This window comes from Serratia sp. MMO-28 (genome assembly GCF_037199905.1).
GTDB lineage: Bacteria > Pseudomonadota > Gammaproteobacteria > Enterobacterales > Enterobacteriaceae > Chania > Chania oryzae.
In genome coordinates this window covers 52154-66733 of record NZ_JBBCVB010000019.1, presented here as the reverse complement: position 1 = coordinate 66733, position 14580 = coordinate 52154, and the positions used below count along the sequence as shown (strand labels likewise).

General features: G+C 56.1%; 19 protein-coding genes. 7 read left to right on the top strand and 12 right to left on the bottom strand.

The window, feature by feature from the left end; all coding sequences use genetic code 11:
- Positions 1-112 precede the first annotated feature (112 nt).
- The 10 genes from WG891_RS17105 to WG891_RS17060 form a co-directional block, all read right to left on the bottom strand.
- Positions 113-634 (bottom strand): DUF3833 domain-containing protein, encoded by a 522-nt coding sequence (locus WG891_RS17105; RefSeq protein WP_337263914.1) that lies wholly within the window; start codon positions 632-634, stop codon positions 113-115.
- Positions 634-1149 carry a hypothetical protein gene (locus tag WG891_RS17100; RefSeq protein WP_337263855.1) on the bottom strand — a complete coding sequence of 172 codons (516 nt, stop codon included), beginning with the start codon at positions 1147-1149 and terminating at the stop codon, positions 634-636. The genes WG891_RS17105 and WG891_RS17100 overlap by 1 nt, the downstream gene beginning before the upstream one ends.
- Positions 1146-1640 carry a DUF2878 domain-containing protein gene (locus tag WG891_RS17095; protein ID WP_337263856.1) on the bottom strand — a complete coding sequence of 165 codons (495 nt, stop codon included), beginning with the start codon at positions 1638-1640 and terminating at the stop codon, positions 1146-1148. The genes WG891_RS17100 and WG891_RS17095 overlap by 4 nt, the downstream gene beginning before the upstream one ends.
- A complete protein-coding gene (locus tag WG891_RS17090) occupies positions 1637-2866 on the bottom strand; it encodes a cyclopropane-fatty-acyl-phospholipid synthase family protein (protein ID WP_337263857.1) in 1230 nt (409 codons plus the stop codon). The genes WG891_RS17095 and WG891_RS17090 overlap by 4 nt, the downstream gene beginning before the upstream one ends.
- Entirely contained in the window at positions 2863-3588 is a 726-nt protein-coding gene (locus WG891_RS17085) for a DUF1365 domain-containing protein (protein ID WP_337263858.1), read from the bottom strand. The genes WG891_RS17090 and WG891_RS17085 overlap by 4 nt, the downstream gene beginning before the upstream one ends.
- On the bottom strand, positions 3585-4850 hold the full coding sequence (locus WG891_RS17080; RefSeq protein ID WP_337263859.1) for an NAD(P)/FAD-dependent oxidoreductase: 1266 nt from the start codon (positions 4848-4850) through the stop codon (positions 3585-3587). The genes WG891_RS17085 and WG891_RS17080 overlap by 4 nt, the downstream gene beginning before the upstream one ends.
- 4 nt (positions 4851-4854) lie before the next feature.
- Positions 4855-5571, bottom strand: coding sequence for an SDR family NAD(P)-dependent oxidoreductase (locus WG891_RS17075; RefSeq protein WP_337263860.1), 717 nt, complete (start codon positions 5569-5571; stop codon positions 4855-4857).
- Positions 5571-6002: a nuclear transport factor 2 family protein gene (locus tag WG891_RS17070; RefSeq protein WP_337263861.1), complete on the bottom strand. Its 432-nt coding sequence runs from the start codon at positions 6000-6002 to the stop codon at positions 5571-5573. The genes WG891_RS17075 and WG891_RS17070 overlap by 1 nt, the downstream gene beginning before the upstream one ends.
- Entirely contained in the window at positions 5989-6768 is a 780-nt protein-coding gene (locus tag WG891_RS17065; protein ID WP_337263862.1) for a MerR family transcriptional regulator, read from the bottom strand. The genes WG891_RS17070 and WG891_RS17065 overlap by 14 nt, the downstream gene beginning before the upstream one ends.
- Positions 6769-6874: 106 nt before the next feature.
- Positions 6875-7528 (bottom strand): helix-turn-helix transcriptional regulator, encoded by a 654-nt coding sequence (locus tag WG891_RS17060; RefSeq protein WP_337263863.1) that lies wholly within the window; start codon positions 7526-7528, stop codon positions 6875-6877.
- A 104-nt stretch (positions 7529-7632) separates the two neighbouring features.
- On the opposite strand from WG891_RS17060, the gene WG891_RS17055 reads away from it, so the two are divergent.
- From WG891_RS17055 to WG891_RS17030, 6 genes are all read left to right on the top strand, one after another.
- Complete coding sequence (locus WG891_RS17055; protein ID WP_337263864.1) at positions 7633-9078, top strand: MFS transporter; 1446 nt, start codon at positions 7633-7635, stop codon at positions 9076-9078.
- A gap of 94 nt (positions 9079-9172) precedes the next feature.
- Entirely contained in the window at positions 9173-9883 is a 711-nt protein-coding gene (locus WG891_RS17050; protein ID WP_337263865.1) for an AzlC family ABC transporter permease, read from the top strand.
- Positions 9880-10191, top strand: coding sequence for an AzlD domain-containing protein (locus WG891_RS17045; protein ID WP_076941118.1), 312 nt, complete (start codon positions 9880-9882; stop codon positions 10189-10191). The genes WG891_RS17050 and WG891_RS17045 overlap by 4 nt, the downstream gene beginning before the upstream one ends.
- 8 nt (positions 10192-10199) lie before the next feature.
- A complete protein-coding gene (locus WG891_RS17040; protein WP_443006168.1) occupies positions 10200-10433 on the top strand; it encodes a hypothetical protein in 234 nt (77 codons plus the stop codon).
- Positions 10434-10435: 2 nt separating this feature from the next.
- Positions 10436-10954, top strand: a complete 519-nt coding sequence (locus WG891_RS17035) for a GNAT family N-acetyltransferase (RefSeq protein WP_076941119.1) — start codon at positions 10436-10438, stop codon at positions 10952-10954.
- A 23-nt stretch (positions 10955-10977) separates the two neighbouring features.
- Positions 10978-11463 carry a GNAT family N-acetyltransferase gene (locus tag WG891_RS17030; protein WP_337263866.1) on the top strand — a complete coding sequence of 162 codons (486 nt, stop codon included), beginning with the start codon at positions 10978-10980 and terminating at the stop codon, positions 11461-11463.
- 71 nt (positions 11464-11534) lie between these two features.
- Here WG891_RS17030 and ompC read toward each other — a convergent pair whose 3' ends face one another.
- Both ompC and WG891_RS17020 read right to left on the bottom strand, forming a co-directional pair.
- On the bottom strand, positions 11535-12635 hold the full coding sequence (gene ompC / locus WG891_RS17025) for a porin OmpC (protein WP_337263867.1): 1101 nt from the start codon (positions 12633-12635) through the stop codon (positions 11535-11537).
- 208 nt (positions 12636-12843) lie between these two features.
- Positions 12844-13518, bottom strand: a complete 675-nt coding sequence (locus tag WG891_RS17020; RefSeq protein ID WP_337263868.1) for a type 1 glutamine amidotransferase domain-containing protein — start codon at positions 13516-13518, stop codon at positions 12844-12846.
- 110 nt (positions 13519-13628) lie between these two features.
- Between WG891_RS17020 and WG891_RS17015 the strand changes: the two genes are divergently transcribed.
- Positions 13629-14576, top strand: a complete 948-nt coding sequence (locus WG891_RS17015) for a LysR substrate-binding domain-containing protein (protein ID WP_337263869.1) — start codon at positions 13629-13631, stop codon at positions 14574-14576.
- Positions 14577-14580 lie beyond the last annotated feature (4 nt).

The following is a 14580-nucleotide window of genomic DNA, read 5'->3' as shown; positions in this document are numbered from 1 at the left end:
ACCCTAACGGGGGGAGAATAAGCAATGCATTTTTGTGCCTGCGGCAGGAGTGGGGATTGGGTAGTCATGCCACATAAGGCGGCCCTCTCCAGTGGGAGAGGGCTGGGAGTGACTATTGTTTTTCGAAAAATAGCGTCACTTTAGCGACTTCTAGCCCAAACTTGCGCAGCGATGTCACGTTAAATAGACGCTTTTCATCCTGGCGAAACAGCCAGTCGTCAAAGTGCAGCTTTATTTTGCCGTTATCGGTTTTCACTTCCATATCGTAGCGCCAGTTGAAGGCGTTGCCTGCGGTATTGCCGCGTGCCACACCGATGATATCGCCTGCCGTCCCCTGATAGCTGCCATCTTCATTTCTGATGATGTGCCAGACGCGAGTTTGACGCTCGCCGTCGTCATATACGAACTTTTCGTTCAATGTCAGGGTATTACCGACGACATCACCCTGGATCACCACTTCAAAACGGCGGATCTGCTTGTTCTGGTAATCCTGCACCATCCCCCAGGCGCGGGTTTCACCGCTGAAGTAGCCGAACAGATCGAAGGTGGGTTTGCTGTGCTGATAGTCACTGACCTCCGCGCTGCATCCGGCCAGTAAAAACAGTAACGCCAGTAACAGATTTCTGATATTCATCATGAAGCTCCCGTCAGTTGTTGGCGTAGGGTGGGGTATTGAGTAGCGGGTGACAGCCATATTGCGAGAAAAGCATCGCGAAAAGCGCCGTCGAAGCGCTCGCCGATCGGTTTAACCGGCTGGCCCGGCTGTGGGCGATAATAGAAGCGGCCTCCGTCATGGTCGCCGACAAAGGTGAGTTGGCTACCGGGCTGCACAGAGGGCCAGATGGTGCTCATCTGGCTGAGCCAGCGCTGCTGTTGCGCAACTGGCACCGGGATTTTCATTGCCTGCCACTGTTCCTGCGTGGCTTTCACCAGTTCATCGGTGCTGATGTTGCGCTGGTAATTAATGCTCAGCGCCTGCGGCCAGTTGCCGGCCTGATAGCGCCCGTCTGGCGTGCGTAATACCGAAAAATAGATGTCAAACGGCCCCCAGCGCAGCGTGGCACTGCCTACCGTCGGCCAGGCGGCCCATTCGCTGGCCTGTGCCGCCAGGCTGCTCAGGCAGAGCAGCAGGGTCAACAGCATCTTCATGATGGCGTTCTCCTACGTAACATCAGCCAACTGATGGCTGGTAGATAAATTGCCCAAGCGCATGCCAGGGCGATCAGCATCACGTCCGGTGCAAGCTGCGGTACCATTGCGTTGAGTTGCCAACCGATCGCGTATGCCAGTGGGCCACTCACTGCGCCCAACAGCACCAAGATTGGCAGCGTCAGCCTGATCCGGCTCAGCAACCAGCACCACCAGCAAGCGAACGTGAGCCACAATGTGCACATCCACAGCGGTACGCCGTTTTGGCCGCTGAATGCGAACAGGCCGACGTAGCACCACAGGGCATCCATGGCAATGCCGAGCAACGCCGCCAGCAGCACCCATTTACGCTGCTTGGCCGGGGTGAAGGCCAGCGCCAGCGCCGCACCCACCAGTAGTAGCGGAAACCCGCGTTCGCGCCAGAGAACGGCCAGCGTCCAGTAGGCATTAAAGCCGAGGCTGGTCAGCCAGAATCCCGCACCTAATTTCATCGGCGTTCCGCGCTGAGCTGTACCGTGCTGATGGTGCGTGCCAGGAAACCGGCTTCGCAATAGCACAGGTAAAAACGCCATAGCCGCTGAAAACGCTCGTCAAACCCCTGGCTGTGCAGTGAAGGCCAGTGGTGCTCAAAACGCTGGCGCCACTCCTGCAGCGTGCGCGCATAGTCGCGGCCAATGTCGAACAGATCGCACATCACCAGGTCGCTGTGGCGCGTCAGGGTTTCGCATAAGGCGGTGACCGAGGGCAGAAAACCGCCGGGGAACACGTAACGCTGGATAAAATCCACGCTGCGGCTGTATTGCTGGTAACGCTGATCGGTAATGGTGATCGCTTGTAGCACCATTTTGCCCTTGGGTTTGAGCAACTGCTGGCAGCGCTTTACAAACAGCGGCAAAAAGCGTTTGCCTACCGCTTCGATCATTTCAACCGACACCAGCTTGTCATACTGGCCGCTGAGCTGGCGGTAATCCTCAAACAGCAAAGTGACGCGATCCCTAAGCCCAGCTTGCTCGATGCGCTGGCAGGCATAATCGTACTGCGCCTGTGAGATGGTGGTGGTGGTGACCCGGCAGCCGTATTCGCGCGCGGCAAATTCTGCCAGCGCCCCCCAACCGGTGCCGATCTCCAGCAGGTGATCTTCCGGTTGCAGATCCAACTGCTCACACAGGCGGCGCATTTTGGCCTGCTGTGCCTGCTCCAGCGTCATTTCACTTTCGCGGTATAACGCGCTGGAGTAGAGCATTTCACGATCGAGAAACTGTTGGTAAAAATCGTTGCCCAGATCGTAGTGTGCCGCGATGTTGCGCCGTGCCTGCCGCTGGCTGTTGCGGCGCAGCAGGTGTACTAACCCGTGCCAAGGGGCGGTCAGCCAGCTTAAGCGTGCTTCCAGTTTATCCACTAATCGCATGTTGCTGGCTAACAGCTGCAGGAGGCCGGTGAGATCGGGGCTGCTCCAGTCACCGTCGATATAGCTTTCTCCGGCAGCAATGCTGCCCCCCAGCAGGAGCCGCCGGTAAACGCGCAGGTCATACACTTCCACTTCGGCCTGTAACGGCGCATTGGCATCACCAAACTGGGTTTCACCGATGCCCGGCTCACGCAGCAACAGGCCGCCGCCCTGCAACTGCTGCAGCAGGGTAAAAATTATACGCCTTGCGCCTTTACTGCGGCCGGAAATAGCTGTGCTGCGGCTCAAAGAGTATTCCGGTGAACTCATAGTTTATCCTTGCCGCCAGAGGCGGGGTGAGGGTAGATAGGGGCGCGTTTCAGCCATAATTTCAGGGCTTGCCAGTAAATCGCCGCGGCGGTTTTCAGCGTCATCAGCGGCAGACGCCACAGTTGTTGCCGCAGTGTAGCCCGCGTCAGCGGCTGCCGGTAAAGCAGCAGGGTGGCGTCGAATTCGCGGCTGGCACGATGATTTTCGATGTGTACGCGCAGCCGCTGCGCAGGGGGAGAAAGCCGCCAGCGGTAGGTCATGTCCATTGGGTTGAACGGCGAAACGTGAAAGATTTTGTCTACCGGCAGCGTGCCGTCTGGCTTTACCGCGTAGGTGTGGCGTTCATTCCACGGGGTATTGCGCACCTCAGCCAGCAGCCAGCGCAGTTCGCCGTCGTCGTTATACAGGTAATAAAAATTGACCGGGTTGAAGTAGCAACCCAGATAGCGCAGCTGGCACAGCAGCATCACGCGGCCGTTCAGCCTTTCGCCGGTCAGTTCGGCAATGCGTTGCTGCGCTTTGGCTTTGATGTCGCCGCCGCCCAGATAGTCGCGGCGATAAAACGCCGCCGGAGCAAAGCGTTCCAGCGCAATCCCTTGAGCGGGCAGTTGCGCCAGTTCGTCGAGATCGATCAGCGGCATGAAAATGCGGTAATCGAAACTGTGCTGTACCGGGCTAAAGCGGCGGTGACGCACGTGGCCGACGTACAGGGCGCTGTTCATGCGGCTTGCCTCTGCAGCAGCGCCTGCGTGACGTCCAGCGCGCTGCGCACGCCATCTTCATGGAAGCCGTTGTACCAGTATGCGCCGCAGAACCAGGTATTCTGCTGCCCGTTAATCAGCGCACGCTGCTGCTGTGCCAGCGCACTGGCCTGATTGAACACCGGGTGGTGGTAGCTGAAGCGGCGCAAGACGTGCGCAGGATCGATCGGTTGTTGCGGATTGAGCGTCACGCAGAAGGTATGCGGCGCGTGCAAGCCTTGCAGGATGTTCATATTGTAGGTCACGCTGGCACGCTGGGCTTCTGCCTGCTCGCCGGCGGGCAGCAGGTAGTTCCAACTGGCCCAGGCACGGCGCTGACGCGGCAGCAGCCGCACATCGGTATGCAGCACCACCTCATTGGCCTGGTAGGGCAACTGAGCCAGAATACGTTGCTCCAGCGGATTGGCATCGGCCAGTAACTGCAGGGCCTGATCGGCATGGCAGGCAAAGATCACCTGATCAAAATGTTGTTCACCTTGAGCGCTGTGGATCACCACCCGCTGGGGCTGGCGCTCCACCCGCTGAACCGGCGTGTTCAGGTACAGGGTCAGGCGCTCTGCCAGTGCCGCCTGCATGCGGCGTACATATTCACGCGAGCCGCCGGGCACGACAAACCATTGTGGACGGTTGGCGATGTCTAACAGGCCGTGGTGATCGAAAAAGCGCAGGAACAGCGCCAGCGGGAACTGGCGCATATCCGCCATGGACGAGGACCAGATGGCCGCTCCCATCGGCAGCAGATAGTGTTGGGCAAAATAGGGCGAGAATCCGGCCTGTTGCAGGAAGTCATTCAACGTTTCGCTACCTATGCCGCCCGCGGCCAGGCGTTTTTTACACTGGCGGTTGAAGCGCACAATCTCCGCCAGCAGGCGATAAAAACGCGGGTTAAGCAGGTTACGGCGCTGGGCGAATAGCGTATTGAGCGTATGACCATTGTATTCCAACCCGCTACGCGGATGGGTGACCGAGAAACTCATTTCCGTTGGCTGGCCGCTGATGCCGAGCTCTGCCAGCAGCGCAATAAATTGCGGATAAGTCCGCTCGTTGTAAACAATAAATCCGGTGTCGATGGCATAGCTGCGGCCTTCCAGCGTGACATCCACGGTGGCGGTGTGGCCGCCGGGATAGTCGTTGGCTTCAAACAGCGTCACCTGATGTTCAGAGGCCAGTTTCCAGGCACAGGTCAGGCCGGAAATTCCGCTGCCAATAATGGCGATTTTCATTAAGTTACCTCACTAGGCGCGTGGCGAACCAGCGTTGCACGGCCTGTGGTAGTAAGGCTGTCAGCCGTAATAGCGTGGCGAACAGCGGAGGAAAGGCGATCTCAGCAGCCCCTTTTGCCAGGCCACGGCGGATATAGCCGGAAGCCTGCTGCGGGGTGATGATCATCGGCATGGCAAAATCGTTGCGATCGGTGAGCGGCGTGGCGACAAAACCGGGTAGCACCAGCGAAATAGCGATACCGCGTTTTGTTAAGTCTACGGCCAGGCTGCGGGCAAAATAGGCCAGGGCGGCTTTTGAGGCACCGTAGGCTTCGGCGCGTGGCAGAGGCACCAGGCTGGCGGTTGAGCCTACCAGGGCAACCCGCGCACCGGCTGCCAGTTGCGGCAGCAGGGCATCCAGGCAATTGACCGGCCCCAGCAGGTTGGTGCTGAGCACGCGGGCCACCTTTTCTGCCTCTACCACGCCGTTATCCAGATATTCACAGGTTCCGGCGCACAGGATCGCTAACTCGACCGGGCATTGCGCCAGTGCCTCACGGGTGGCGGCGAGATCGGTAATGTCAAAACGGCGTGAGACGATGTTTGGCTGTTGCGCGCAGAGCGCTTCAAGCCGCGCAGCATCGCGCCCACAGGCGATCACCTGCCACCCCTCGGCGGCATAATCGAGCGCCAGTTGTTGCCCGATGCCGGAGCTGGCTCCGGTGATCAGTACGCGTTTCATTATTGCAGCCTTTGTTTCAGGTGAAGCACGACCGGGCCGATCAGTGGTATATGTTCATACAGCATAGCCCCCAGATCGTAATAGTCGCGCTGATAAATGATGCGCTGCTCGGCAAAGCGCAACTGACTGACGCCTTCCAAAGTGAGGACGCGGCCTCGGTGCAGGCGTGGATGGGCATAGGTCATATGCCAACAGGCGTAGGCTTGCTGTTCGTGCTGCTGGAGATCGGTGATAACAAAACAGCAGTAGCTTAGTGTACTGAGTGACTGGCGAAAATAGGCATCCAGTGCCTGCAAGCCCTGGTGTTCCTTAATAGGATCGATAAAACGGATGTTGCGGTGATACACCTCGGGTAACTCGGCCAGCCGGCTCTCATCCAGCGAGCTATAGAAGCGTTCAAAGCGCGCTAAAAGTGCTTCAGGGGTACTCATGGTTATGCTCCGTGGGTAGGGTTAACAGAGCGTTATTGTCGATCAGCGTGATATCCAGCTTGGCATCGCGCCAGGCGGCCAGTTGCCTGCGTTTGGCCGTATTGAGCACGCCTTCGGTACAGATAAAGTAGCGATCGGCCTTGAACAGGGTCAACTGCGGATTTTCCAAAGGTTCCGGCAAGATATCGACGCGCATATCGCTTTTGGCCAGAAGGATGGCGGCCATCCACAGTTCGGTGCGATCGGTGTTGCCCCAACTCAGCAGCAACACGTTGGCACCGGGTTTTTTGCGGGCCGCGAGCAGGCAAAAAGCGGCGTATTCGATGATCACCCCGTCCAGCAGGTTGAGCAGCATGTGCAACAGTTCGTGGTGGTTTTTGAGCTGTGAGCGCAGTGGGCGCAGCACATACTCGATCAGGGCCTGAGGGGGATATTCGCGGCCTAATTCAAAGAGCCGGCTGCGCAGCTTGGCTGGGGCAGGGATTTGCAGGAGTGCCAGCAACTGCCGTTGCAGCGTTGCCCAGTTGGTGTTGTGATCGGGAACGGCGCAACCGTCCAGCAAAGGTTTGATCTGGCTGACCGGTACACCGCGCTCGATCCAACGCAGAATACTGCGGATGCGGGCAACATCGTCATCATCGAATTGCCGATGGCCACCTTCGCTGCGTTGCGGTTTCAGCAGACCATAACGCCGCTGCCAAGCGCGTAAGGTGACTGGGTTGATGCCGCAGAGCTGTGCGACTTCACCAATACTGTATAACGCCATGCCATTTTCCTTACCTGAAACACCAGTACATTAACCATAGTGGGTTAATGCAAAGTTGTACAAGGAAATATTTCTTGTACAACTTTGGGTAAGGGGGAAATGACTGCTACTGCGCTAAAATCCGGTAGGCGCAGCGGCGTGCACCGGTGAGAATATGTTCATAACGTTCAACCCGTGCCTGCAGCACCTCGCTGAACACGTTCAGTTCCGCGCGACAGAACGCCTGGCAAACCCGGGCGGCGGTGCAAATTGGGCAATGGTTTTCCACCAATAGAAACGTTCCGTCTTTCTGCTCACTCCATTCGGCCATATAGCCTTCATGGCAGCGAATGTTTGCCAGGCGCGCAACGCGTTCGCGTAGATCGGTGGCACCCGTCATTGCTTGCTGGTAGCTGAGGCGGGTTTCCTGCTCGCGGCTGTCGATCAGTAATTCTATCGCCTGTTCACCCAGCTTGCTGCGCACGGTGCGCAGCAGTTGGGCTGTCAGCTCGGCATGGGCATCGGGAAAATGGGCATTACCTGCCGGGGTCAGATGCCAGAGTTGCACCGGGCGGCCAACGCCGCGGGTTTCGGCTTTGGCCTCAACTAAGCCATCTTTCGCCAGTTTGACGAACTGCTGGCGTGCGGCTTCGCCGGTGGTGCCCAGCACCTTCCCGGCCTCTGAAGCCTGCTGCGGGCCGCAGGTTTTCAACAGCTTTAGCAGACGATCGCTGACCGAATGTGCGGTGCACTCGCCATTTTCCAAGCTAATTCTTGACATATTACCTCACCTCGGGCCTTACTTATTCCAAGATATTACTTGTTAAATTTAACGTAATACTGCAACTAACTCAACGTCATTACTCTCACAACAGGACGATAACTGTGATAACCGATGATAAAAGCCGTTGGAGCGACCTCTTTTCTGGCAAAAATAGCGCTATTGCCATTGCTCTGTCACTGGGCGTCGCGCTGCATGCGATCAATATTCTGGTAGCAACCACCATTCTACCCTCTGTGGTGCAAGATATTGGTGGCCTGGATCTCTATGCTTGGAATACCACACTATTTGTAGTGGCATCAATCTTAGGATCTGTGTTGTCAGCACGTTTACTGCATCGTAACGGGGCGCGTGGTGCTTATCTGGTGGCATCGCTGTTTTTCATTCTGGGCGCCATGCTGTGTGCGCTGGCCCCCTCCATGCCGGTGATGCTGGTTGGCCGCACCGTGCAGGGCTTTGGCGGCGGGCTGATTTTTGCTTTGTCTTACGCGATGGTGAGTCTGGCGTTTGAGCAGCGGCTTTGGCCGCGAGCCATGGCGTTGATCTCCGCGATGTGGGGAATCGCCACGCTGGTGGGGCCTGCCGTCGGGGGGATTTTTGCTGAACTGCACATCTGGCGTTGGGCCTTCGGGATTCTGTTGCCGATTATGGTGCTGTACGCCGCGTTTACTTTCTACATTCTGCCGCCAGGAAAACCACAGCAGCAGGGCGCTCCGTTACCCGTGCTGCAGTTGTTGCTGCTGGCCGCCGCCGTGCTGATCGTGTCGGCGGGTAGCCTGGCGGCCCGCGGCTGGATCAATGTGGGCGGCATTGCTCTGGCTCTGCTGCTGATGGTTTGGCTGATCCGGCGTGAAGGGCATGCCCATGCTCGCCTGTTACCTTATGCTGCGCTGCGCCGGGGTTCTGCAATGGTTTCGCTGTATGCCACCCTATCATTGCTGGTGGTCGGCATGACCAGCGAGATTTTTGTCCCTTACTTTCTGCAAACGTTGCATGGCCAGTCACCGCTGATTTCTGGCTATATTGCGGCCACGATGGCTGCAGGTTGGACATTAGCGGAGGTTCTCAGCTCTGGCTGGCGTGGGGTGGGGATCCGCCGGGCTATCGTCAGCGGCCCAATACTGGTGTTAATCGGGCTGTTAGCGCTGGCGATGCTGATGCCAATACCCTCTGGCGGTGATTGGCAGACGTTAGCGTCGATAGTGGCAGCCTTAACATTGGTCGGCTTTGGTATCGGCTTCGGCTGGCCGCACCTGCTGACACGTATCCTGCAGGTGGCTCCTCAGGCAGATAAAGGCATCGCTGGTGCTTCCATCACCACGGTGCAGTTATTTGCCACGGCGTTTGGTGCAGCGCTGGCGGGGATGGTGACTAATCTTGCCGGTTTCACTGCGCCAGGCGGGGTTGCCGGTGCGGCTTCTGCGGCCTATTGGCTGTTCCTGTTGTTTGCGCTGGCCCCGCTGTTGGCAATTTACACCGCCTGGCGCAGCAACGAGGTGGGGCATGTTGAGCAAATACCTGATACCGGGGCGCGCCAGGAGCAAGCATGATTTATGTTGAGCCACGGATATAAATGCGCAAACAGATGCAATACTCGTGGCCCTTCCTGCGTTATTCTGTTCCTTCGTTCGAAGGAGAATATGAATGAGTTATCAATCAACGCTCGCAGAGCCACCCATGTTGCGTCTGCGCCCGGCATTGCAAGGGGCGGTGGCGATCTTGCCACTCTGCCTGGCGGTATTGCCTTGGGGGATTCTGGCGGGGTCAATGGCTATCCAAAGTGGCCTGACCGGCGCTGAAGGGCTGGGCATGTCGGCGATAGTTTTTGCCGGTGCCTCACAGTTGGTCGCGATGGGGATGATCAAAGGCGGAGAGGGCTTACTGGCAATTTTAGTTACCACCTTTTTTGTGACTGCGCAGCACTTTCTGTATGGGTTACGCCTGCGTGAATGCATTGCCCCACTGCCATTGCGGTGGCGCATCCTGCTGGCTTTCCTGCTGACCGATGAACTGTTTGCCCTGACCGGTAATCACAGCCCGGCGCGCTTCAACCGTTGGTATGCGCTGGGGGCCGGGCTGGCGTTTTATCTGTGCTGGTTCTTTGCCACGCTGTTGGGAGTGGTTGCCGCCAGCAGCGTCAGCAATCTCGACAGCTACGGGCTGGATTTTTCGATTGCCGCTACCTTTATTGCCATTGTGGTGCCGATGATCCGTAACCTGCCGGTGCTGGCCTGCGTGCTGACGGCGCTGGTGTTGTCGATCGGCCTGCACCATTACCAGGTGCCGGGAGCCTTGATTATCACGACCGTGGCAGCCATGTTGGTCGGGCTGCTGTGCAGCAGGGGGCACAGATGATTTGGCTGACTATTGTGCTGATGGGAGCGATCGTCTTCTTCAACCGTTACTGTTTTTTGGCCCCGAGCCTGCCAGTGCGTTTATCGCAACGCATGAAAACTTTGCTGAGTTTCTCTGTACCAGCGGTGCTGACGGCAATTTGCGGGCCGATCATTGCCTTTAACGGTGATGAGTGGCGGGCTTTGCCTGAGAACCCTTATCTGTGGGGAGCGGTGTTCGCGGTGGTTCTGGCTTTTTTCCTGCGCAATATGCTGGCGGTGGTGGTGCTGAGCATGCTGATGTTTATACTGTTGCGCAGCTGGTTGTAAAAAACCGGTTGATTGAAGGCACGCTCGACGTTGGCGCGGTGATTCTCTATGACGCGCCCTCCGTGCCAGGTTTAGAGCATCACTTATGGATGCTCGGTGGGGCGCTTGAGCTGACGCTGGAACAGCGGATCTTCAAGCTTGAGCCCGGCGACTGCCTGCGTTACCGTCTGCTTGGCAGTTCAAGATTTTACGTGTCTGGCACCGAGCCAGCCCATTACACCCTTGTGATCTGCAGGCCATAACCATGATTGAGATACAGCAACTGGATGCTAACGCGGCGCAAATCGCCATCCCTGAACTGGCCGAGATCTTACATGCCAGTGTATTACAGGGGGCCAGTATCGGCTTTGTACAACCTTTTACTATCGAGCAGGCGGCAGATTTCTGGCTGCGCCTGCTCCCGGCGATCGAGCGTGGCGAGCGCCTGCTACTGGTGGCGCGCGAAGCCGGCCGGGTAACAGGCACAGTCCAACTGCTGCTGGATATGCCAGATAATGGTCGCCACCGGGCGGAAATCGTCAAACTGATGGTACACCCGCATGCCCGGCGTAAAGGGATCGCCCGCCAGCTCATGCAGCAGGTTGAGCTGCTGGCAATGGCTCATCAGCGGCAACTGTTAGTGCTGGATACCTTGAGCGGTGATACGGCGGAAGGCATTTACCGTTCACTGGGATACCAACTGGCCGGAATGATCCCGAGCTATGCCCGTGCCAGCAACGGCGCTTCGCTGGATTCAACCAGCTATATGTATAAATTGCTGTGATACTGACGATTCAGGAGCAGGGAATGAACATTGAGGTGATCAGGGCCGATTACGGCAACCCGCAGCATGCCGAATCGATCGTCGAATTGCTGGATCATTATGCCCGCGATCCGATGAGGGGCGCGGAGCCGTTGAGCGATTATGCCCGCACCCATCTGGTCGCCGAGCTGGCAAAACGGCCGTTTGCCCTCACGTTGCTGGCCTTGGCTGATGGCCAGGCCGCCGGGTTGGCCAACTGTTTTGAGGGTTTTTCCACCTTCAGTTGCCTGCCGTTGCTGAATATCCACGATCTGGCGGTTTCTTCTGCGTTTCGTGGGTTGGGGATCAGCCAGCATTTGCTGGCGGCGATAGAGGCAGAGGCGCGTCAGCGTGGCTGCTGCAAAATCACCCTGGAAGTGCTGGAAGGGAATGCCGTGGCGCAGGCCAGCTATCGTAAATTTGGTTTTGCCGGTTATCAGTTACAGGAAGCTACCGGGCGAGCGTTGTTCTGGCAGAAAACATTGTCATGAAAAAGCCGGGCGCAGCAGGGCCCGGCGAAGTCATTCAATAAGCAAATTTACAGTGGTGGTTATCTGACCAATTAAAACTGGTAGGTTAAAGCCACGGCAACCACGTTGTCCGTTTTCAACCCCAGCTTATTATCACTGTTGAGCCGATTGATTTTATAATCGACATAGGTAGACATATTTTTGTTGAAGTAATAATAGGTTCCGATATCAAAATATTTCACCAGATCGGTATCGCCGATATTTTCAATGTCTTTAGCTTTGGACTGCACGTAAGCCAGTGATGGGCGTAGGCCAAAGTCAAATTGATATTGGGCAACCAACTCCACATTCTGGGTTTTATTAGCAAAACCGCTGACTTTGCTGGCCGCATTATTAATGGTTGCAGTGCCTGAAATAGGCGTCAGGTTATGGGTTTCGGCATAGTTGGCCGCCAGATAAACGCTGTTGGCATCGTATTTCAGGCCGGTGGCCCAGATTTCAGCCTTATCGCCCTTGCCGTAGTTGCTCAATTTCTGGTCTTTGGTTCGATTGGAAGCCGCATAGGCGGCGGCAAAAGTCAGGCCATCAATGATTTCATAGCTGGAAGAGAGGCCGAAACCATCGCCATTGGCTTTGCTGAGGTTGTCGCTGCGATCGTTCTCGTTTTTACCCTGATATTGCAGAGCAAACTTCAGGCCATCGACCAGGCCAAAGAAGTTGGTGTTACGGTAGGTCGCTAGGCCTGTGGCACGGCCGGTCATAAAGTTGTCGGTCTTGATAAAGGAGTCTGCACCAAACTCTGGTAGCACGTCGGTGAATGCTCCAACATCATAAATGACACCGTAATTACGGCCATAATCAAATGAGCCAACGTCTTTCATTTTTAAACCGGCAAAACCGAGACGGGTTCTGGTATCTCTGGTACCGTCGGCTTCACTGTGGTTGGCTGCGATCTGATATTCCCACTGGCCATAGCCGGTCAGCAGATCGTTAACCTGTGTTGCACCTTTGAAACCGATACGGACGTAAGTTTTATCACCGTCACTCGCGTTATCATCAGAAAAATAATGCAGTGCCTTTACGCGACCATAAAAATCAAGCTTATTACCGTCTTTATTGTAGATTTCTGCCGCCTGTGCAGTTTGAGCAATTAAAAGTGCCGGAATAATAACGGCAAGAAGATTAGGCTTCATGGTTTTCCCTGCTTTATACGATTGAACGACGCTTATCATCAGTTTTATTACTGCTTGAATGTATTGCCTGAATTTTCGCAACGCAGAATTTTTACCGCAGTTGTGTGATGTATTTATGACAGATTATTGATATCTGTGTGGCAGGGGAAAAATAGCGTTATTGTCTGCACCACTCGGCAGTGGTGCAGTGTGTTATCACGGCAGTGGGTTAAAGCTGTTTTAACAGTGCCTCGGCGGTGGCATCTGAAGAGGCTGGGTTTTGCCCGGTGATCAACAGGCCATCCACCACGACGTGGCTCTGCCAGTTTTCGGCACGGCTGTAGTGGCCACCGTTCCCTTTGAGCATCTCTTCCACCAGGAAAGGCACGACCTGCGTCAGCTGTACGGCTTCTTCTTCGCTATTACTGAAGCCCGTGACCTGTTTGCCCATCACCAGGGGGTTACCCGCGGCATTCTTGGTATGACGCAGGACCGCAGGCGCGTGGCATACCGCCGCAACCGGCTTGCCCTGTACCTGGAATTGCTCTATCAGCGCGATAGAGTGGGTATCTTCTGCCAAATCCCACAGTGGGCCATGGCCGCCTGGGTAAAACAGAGCATCAAAGTCCTTGGCGTTAACATCCTGCAGCTTCAGGGTATTGGCCAGCGCTTGCTGTGCGCTGGCGTCCTGGGCGAAGCGCTGGGTTGATGCCGTCTGCGCATCCGGCTGGCTGCTTTTCGGATCAAGAGGTGGCTGGCCCCCTTTTGGCGAGGCCAGAGTGATATCGGCACCCGCATCGCGGAAAACATAATAAGGCGAAGCAAATTCTTCCAGCCAAAAGCCGGTTTTTTCGCCCGTATTACCCAGCTTATCGTGAGAGGTCAGTACCATCAGGATTTTCATTATTTATCTCCGTTGAATGTGATAGCGCGTGAAGCAGCGAACTGGATATCAGCTTAGAAGACTGACTATAATTCTAAAAATGAAAAGCGTTTATCTCAGGTATTCAAAAAATGAATATTGCTAATAAAGACCTCAACCTGCTGCTGTTCTTCCATGTGTTATATCAGGAACGTAACGCCTCGCAGGCGGCGGTGCGGATGTCGCTGAGCCAGCCTGCAATGAGTCATAAGCTCAGCAAGTTACGCCATGATTTTGGCGATCCTCTGTTTGTCAGAGCGCCACGGGGCCTTGCCCCCACGCCACGCGCCCATCAGTTGGCGCCTCAGGTGCAAAAGTTGGTTGAAGATATAGAGACGTTTTACGATCAATGTGAAGGACGTGATTATCTTGCCCGTGCCGAGCGGATCCATATCTATACGACCGACTATATGGAGCAGATCCTCCTGCCGGGGTTGTTGCCAATCTTGCGGCAGGAGGCACCCAATCTGGTGCTGATAACCCATAACACGCGTGGCATGCTGCCGCGTGAAGAGCTTGAAAAAGGAACCTGCGATCTGGCGATTGCCGGTTTTTATGAGCAGCTTCCAGAGACTTTCCATCAGCAGCGTTTGCTGAGCGAGGATTTTGTGGTGCTGGCCGCGGCAGACCACCCTCTGCTGCTACAGGGGCTGGATCTGAATGGCTATCTGGCTTGCGAGCATGTGCTTACCACATTGACCGGCGATCTGAACGGGTTGGTTGATCGCGATCTTCAACGCCAGGGGTTGGCGCGCAAAGTCGTTGCAGGGTTATCCAGTTTTCTTGCACCAAGCCGCCTCATTAGAGGCAGCGATTTATTACTCACCTGTTTGCGCTCGGTGGGTGAAGAGGCGGTTGCCCGCGATCCTGAACTGCGCCTTTACCCGTTGCCTCTGGCGCTGCCGCGTATCGATGTGATGCAGATCTGGCACGAGCGAACACATAGCGATCGGTTACGCCGCTGGCTGCGTTTAAAAATTTATCAGCATGCTCAGGCCGTGGCTGGAGACCCTACTATGCTGGATACAGCGCATGATTGAATGC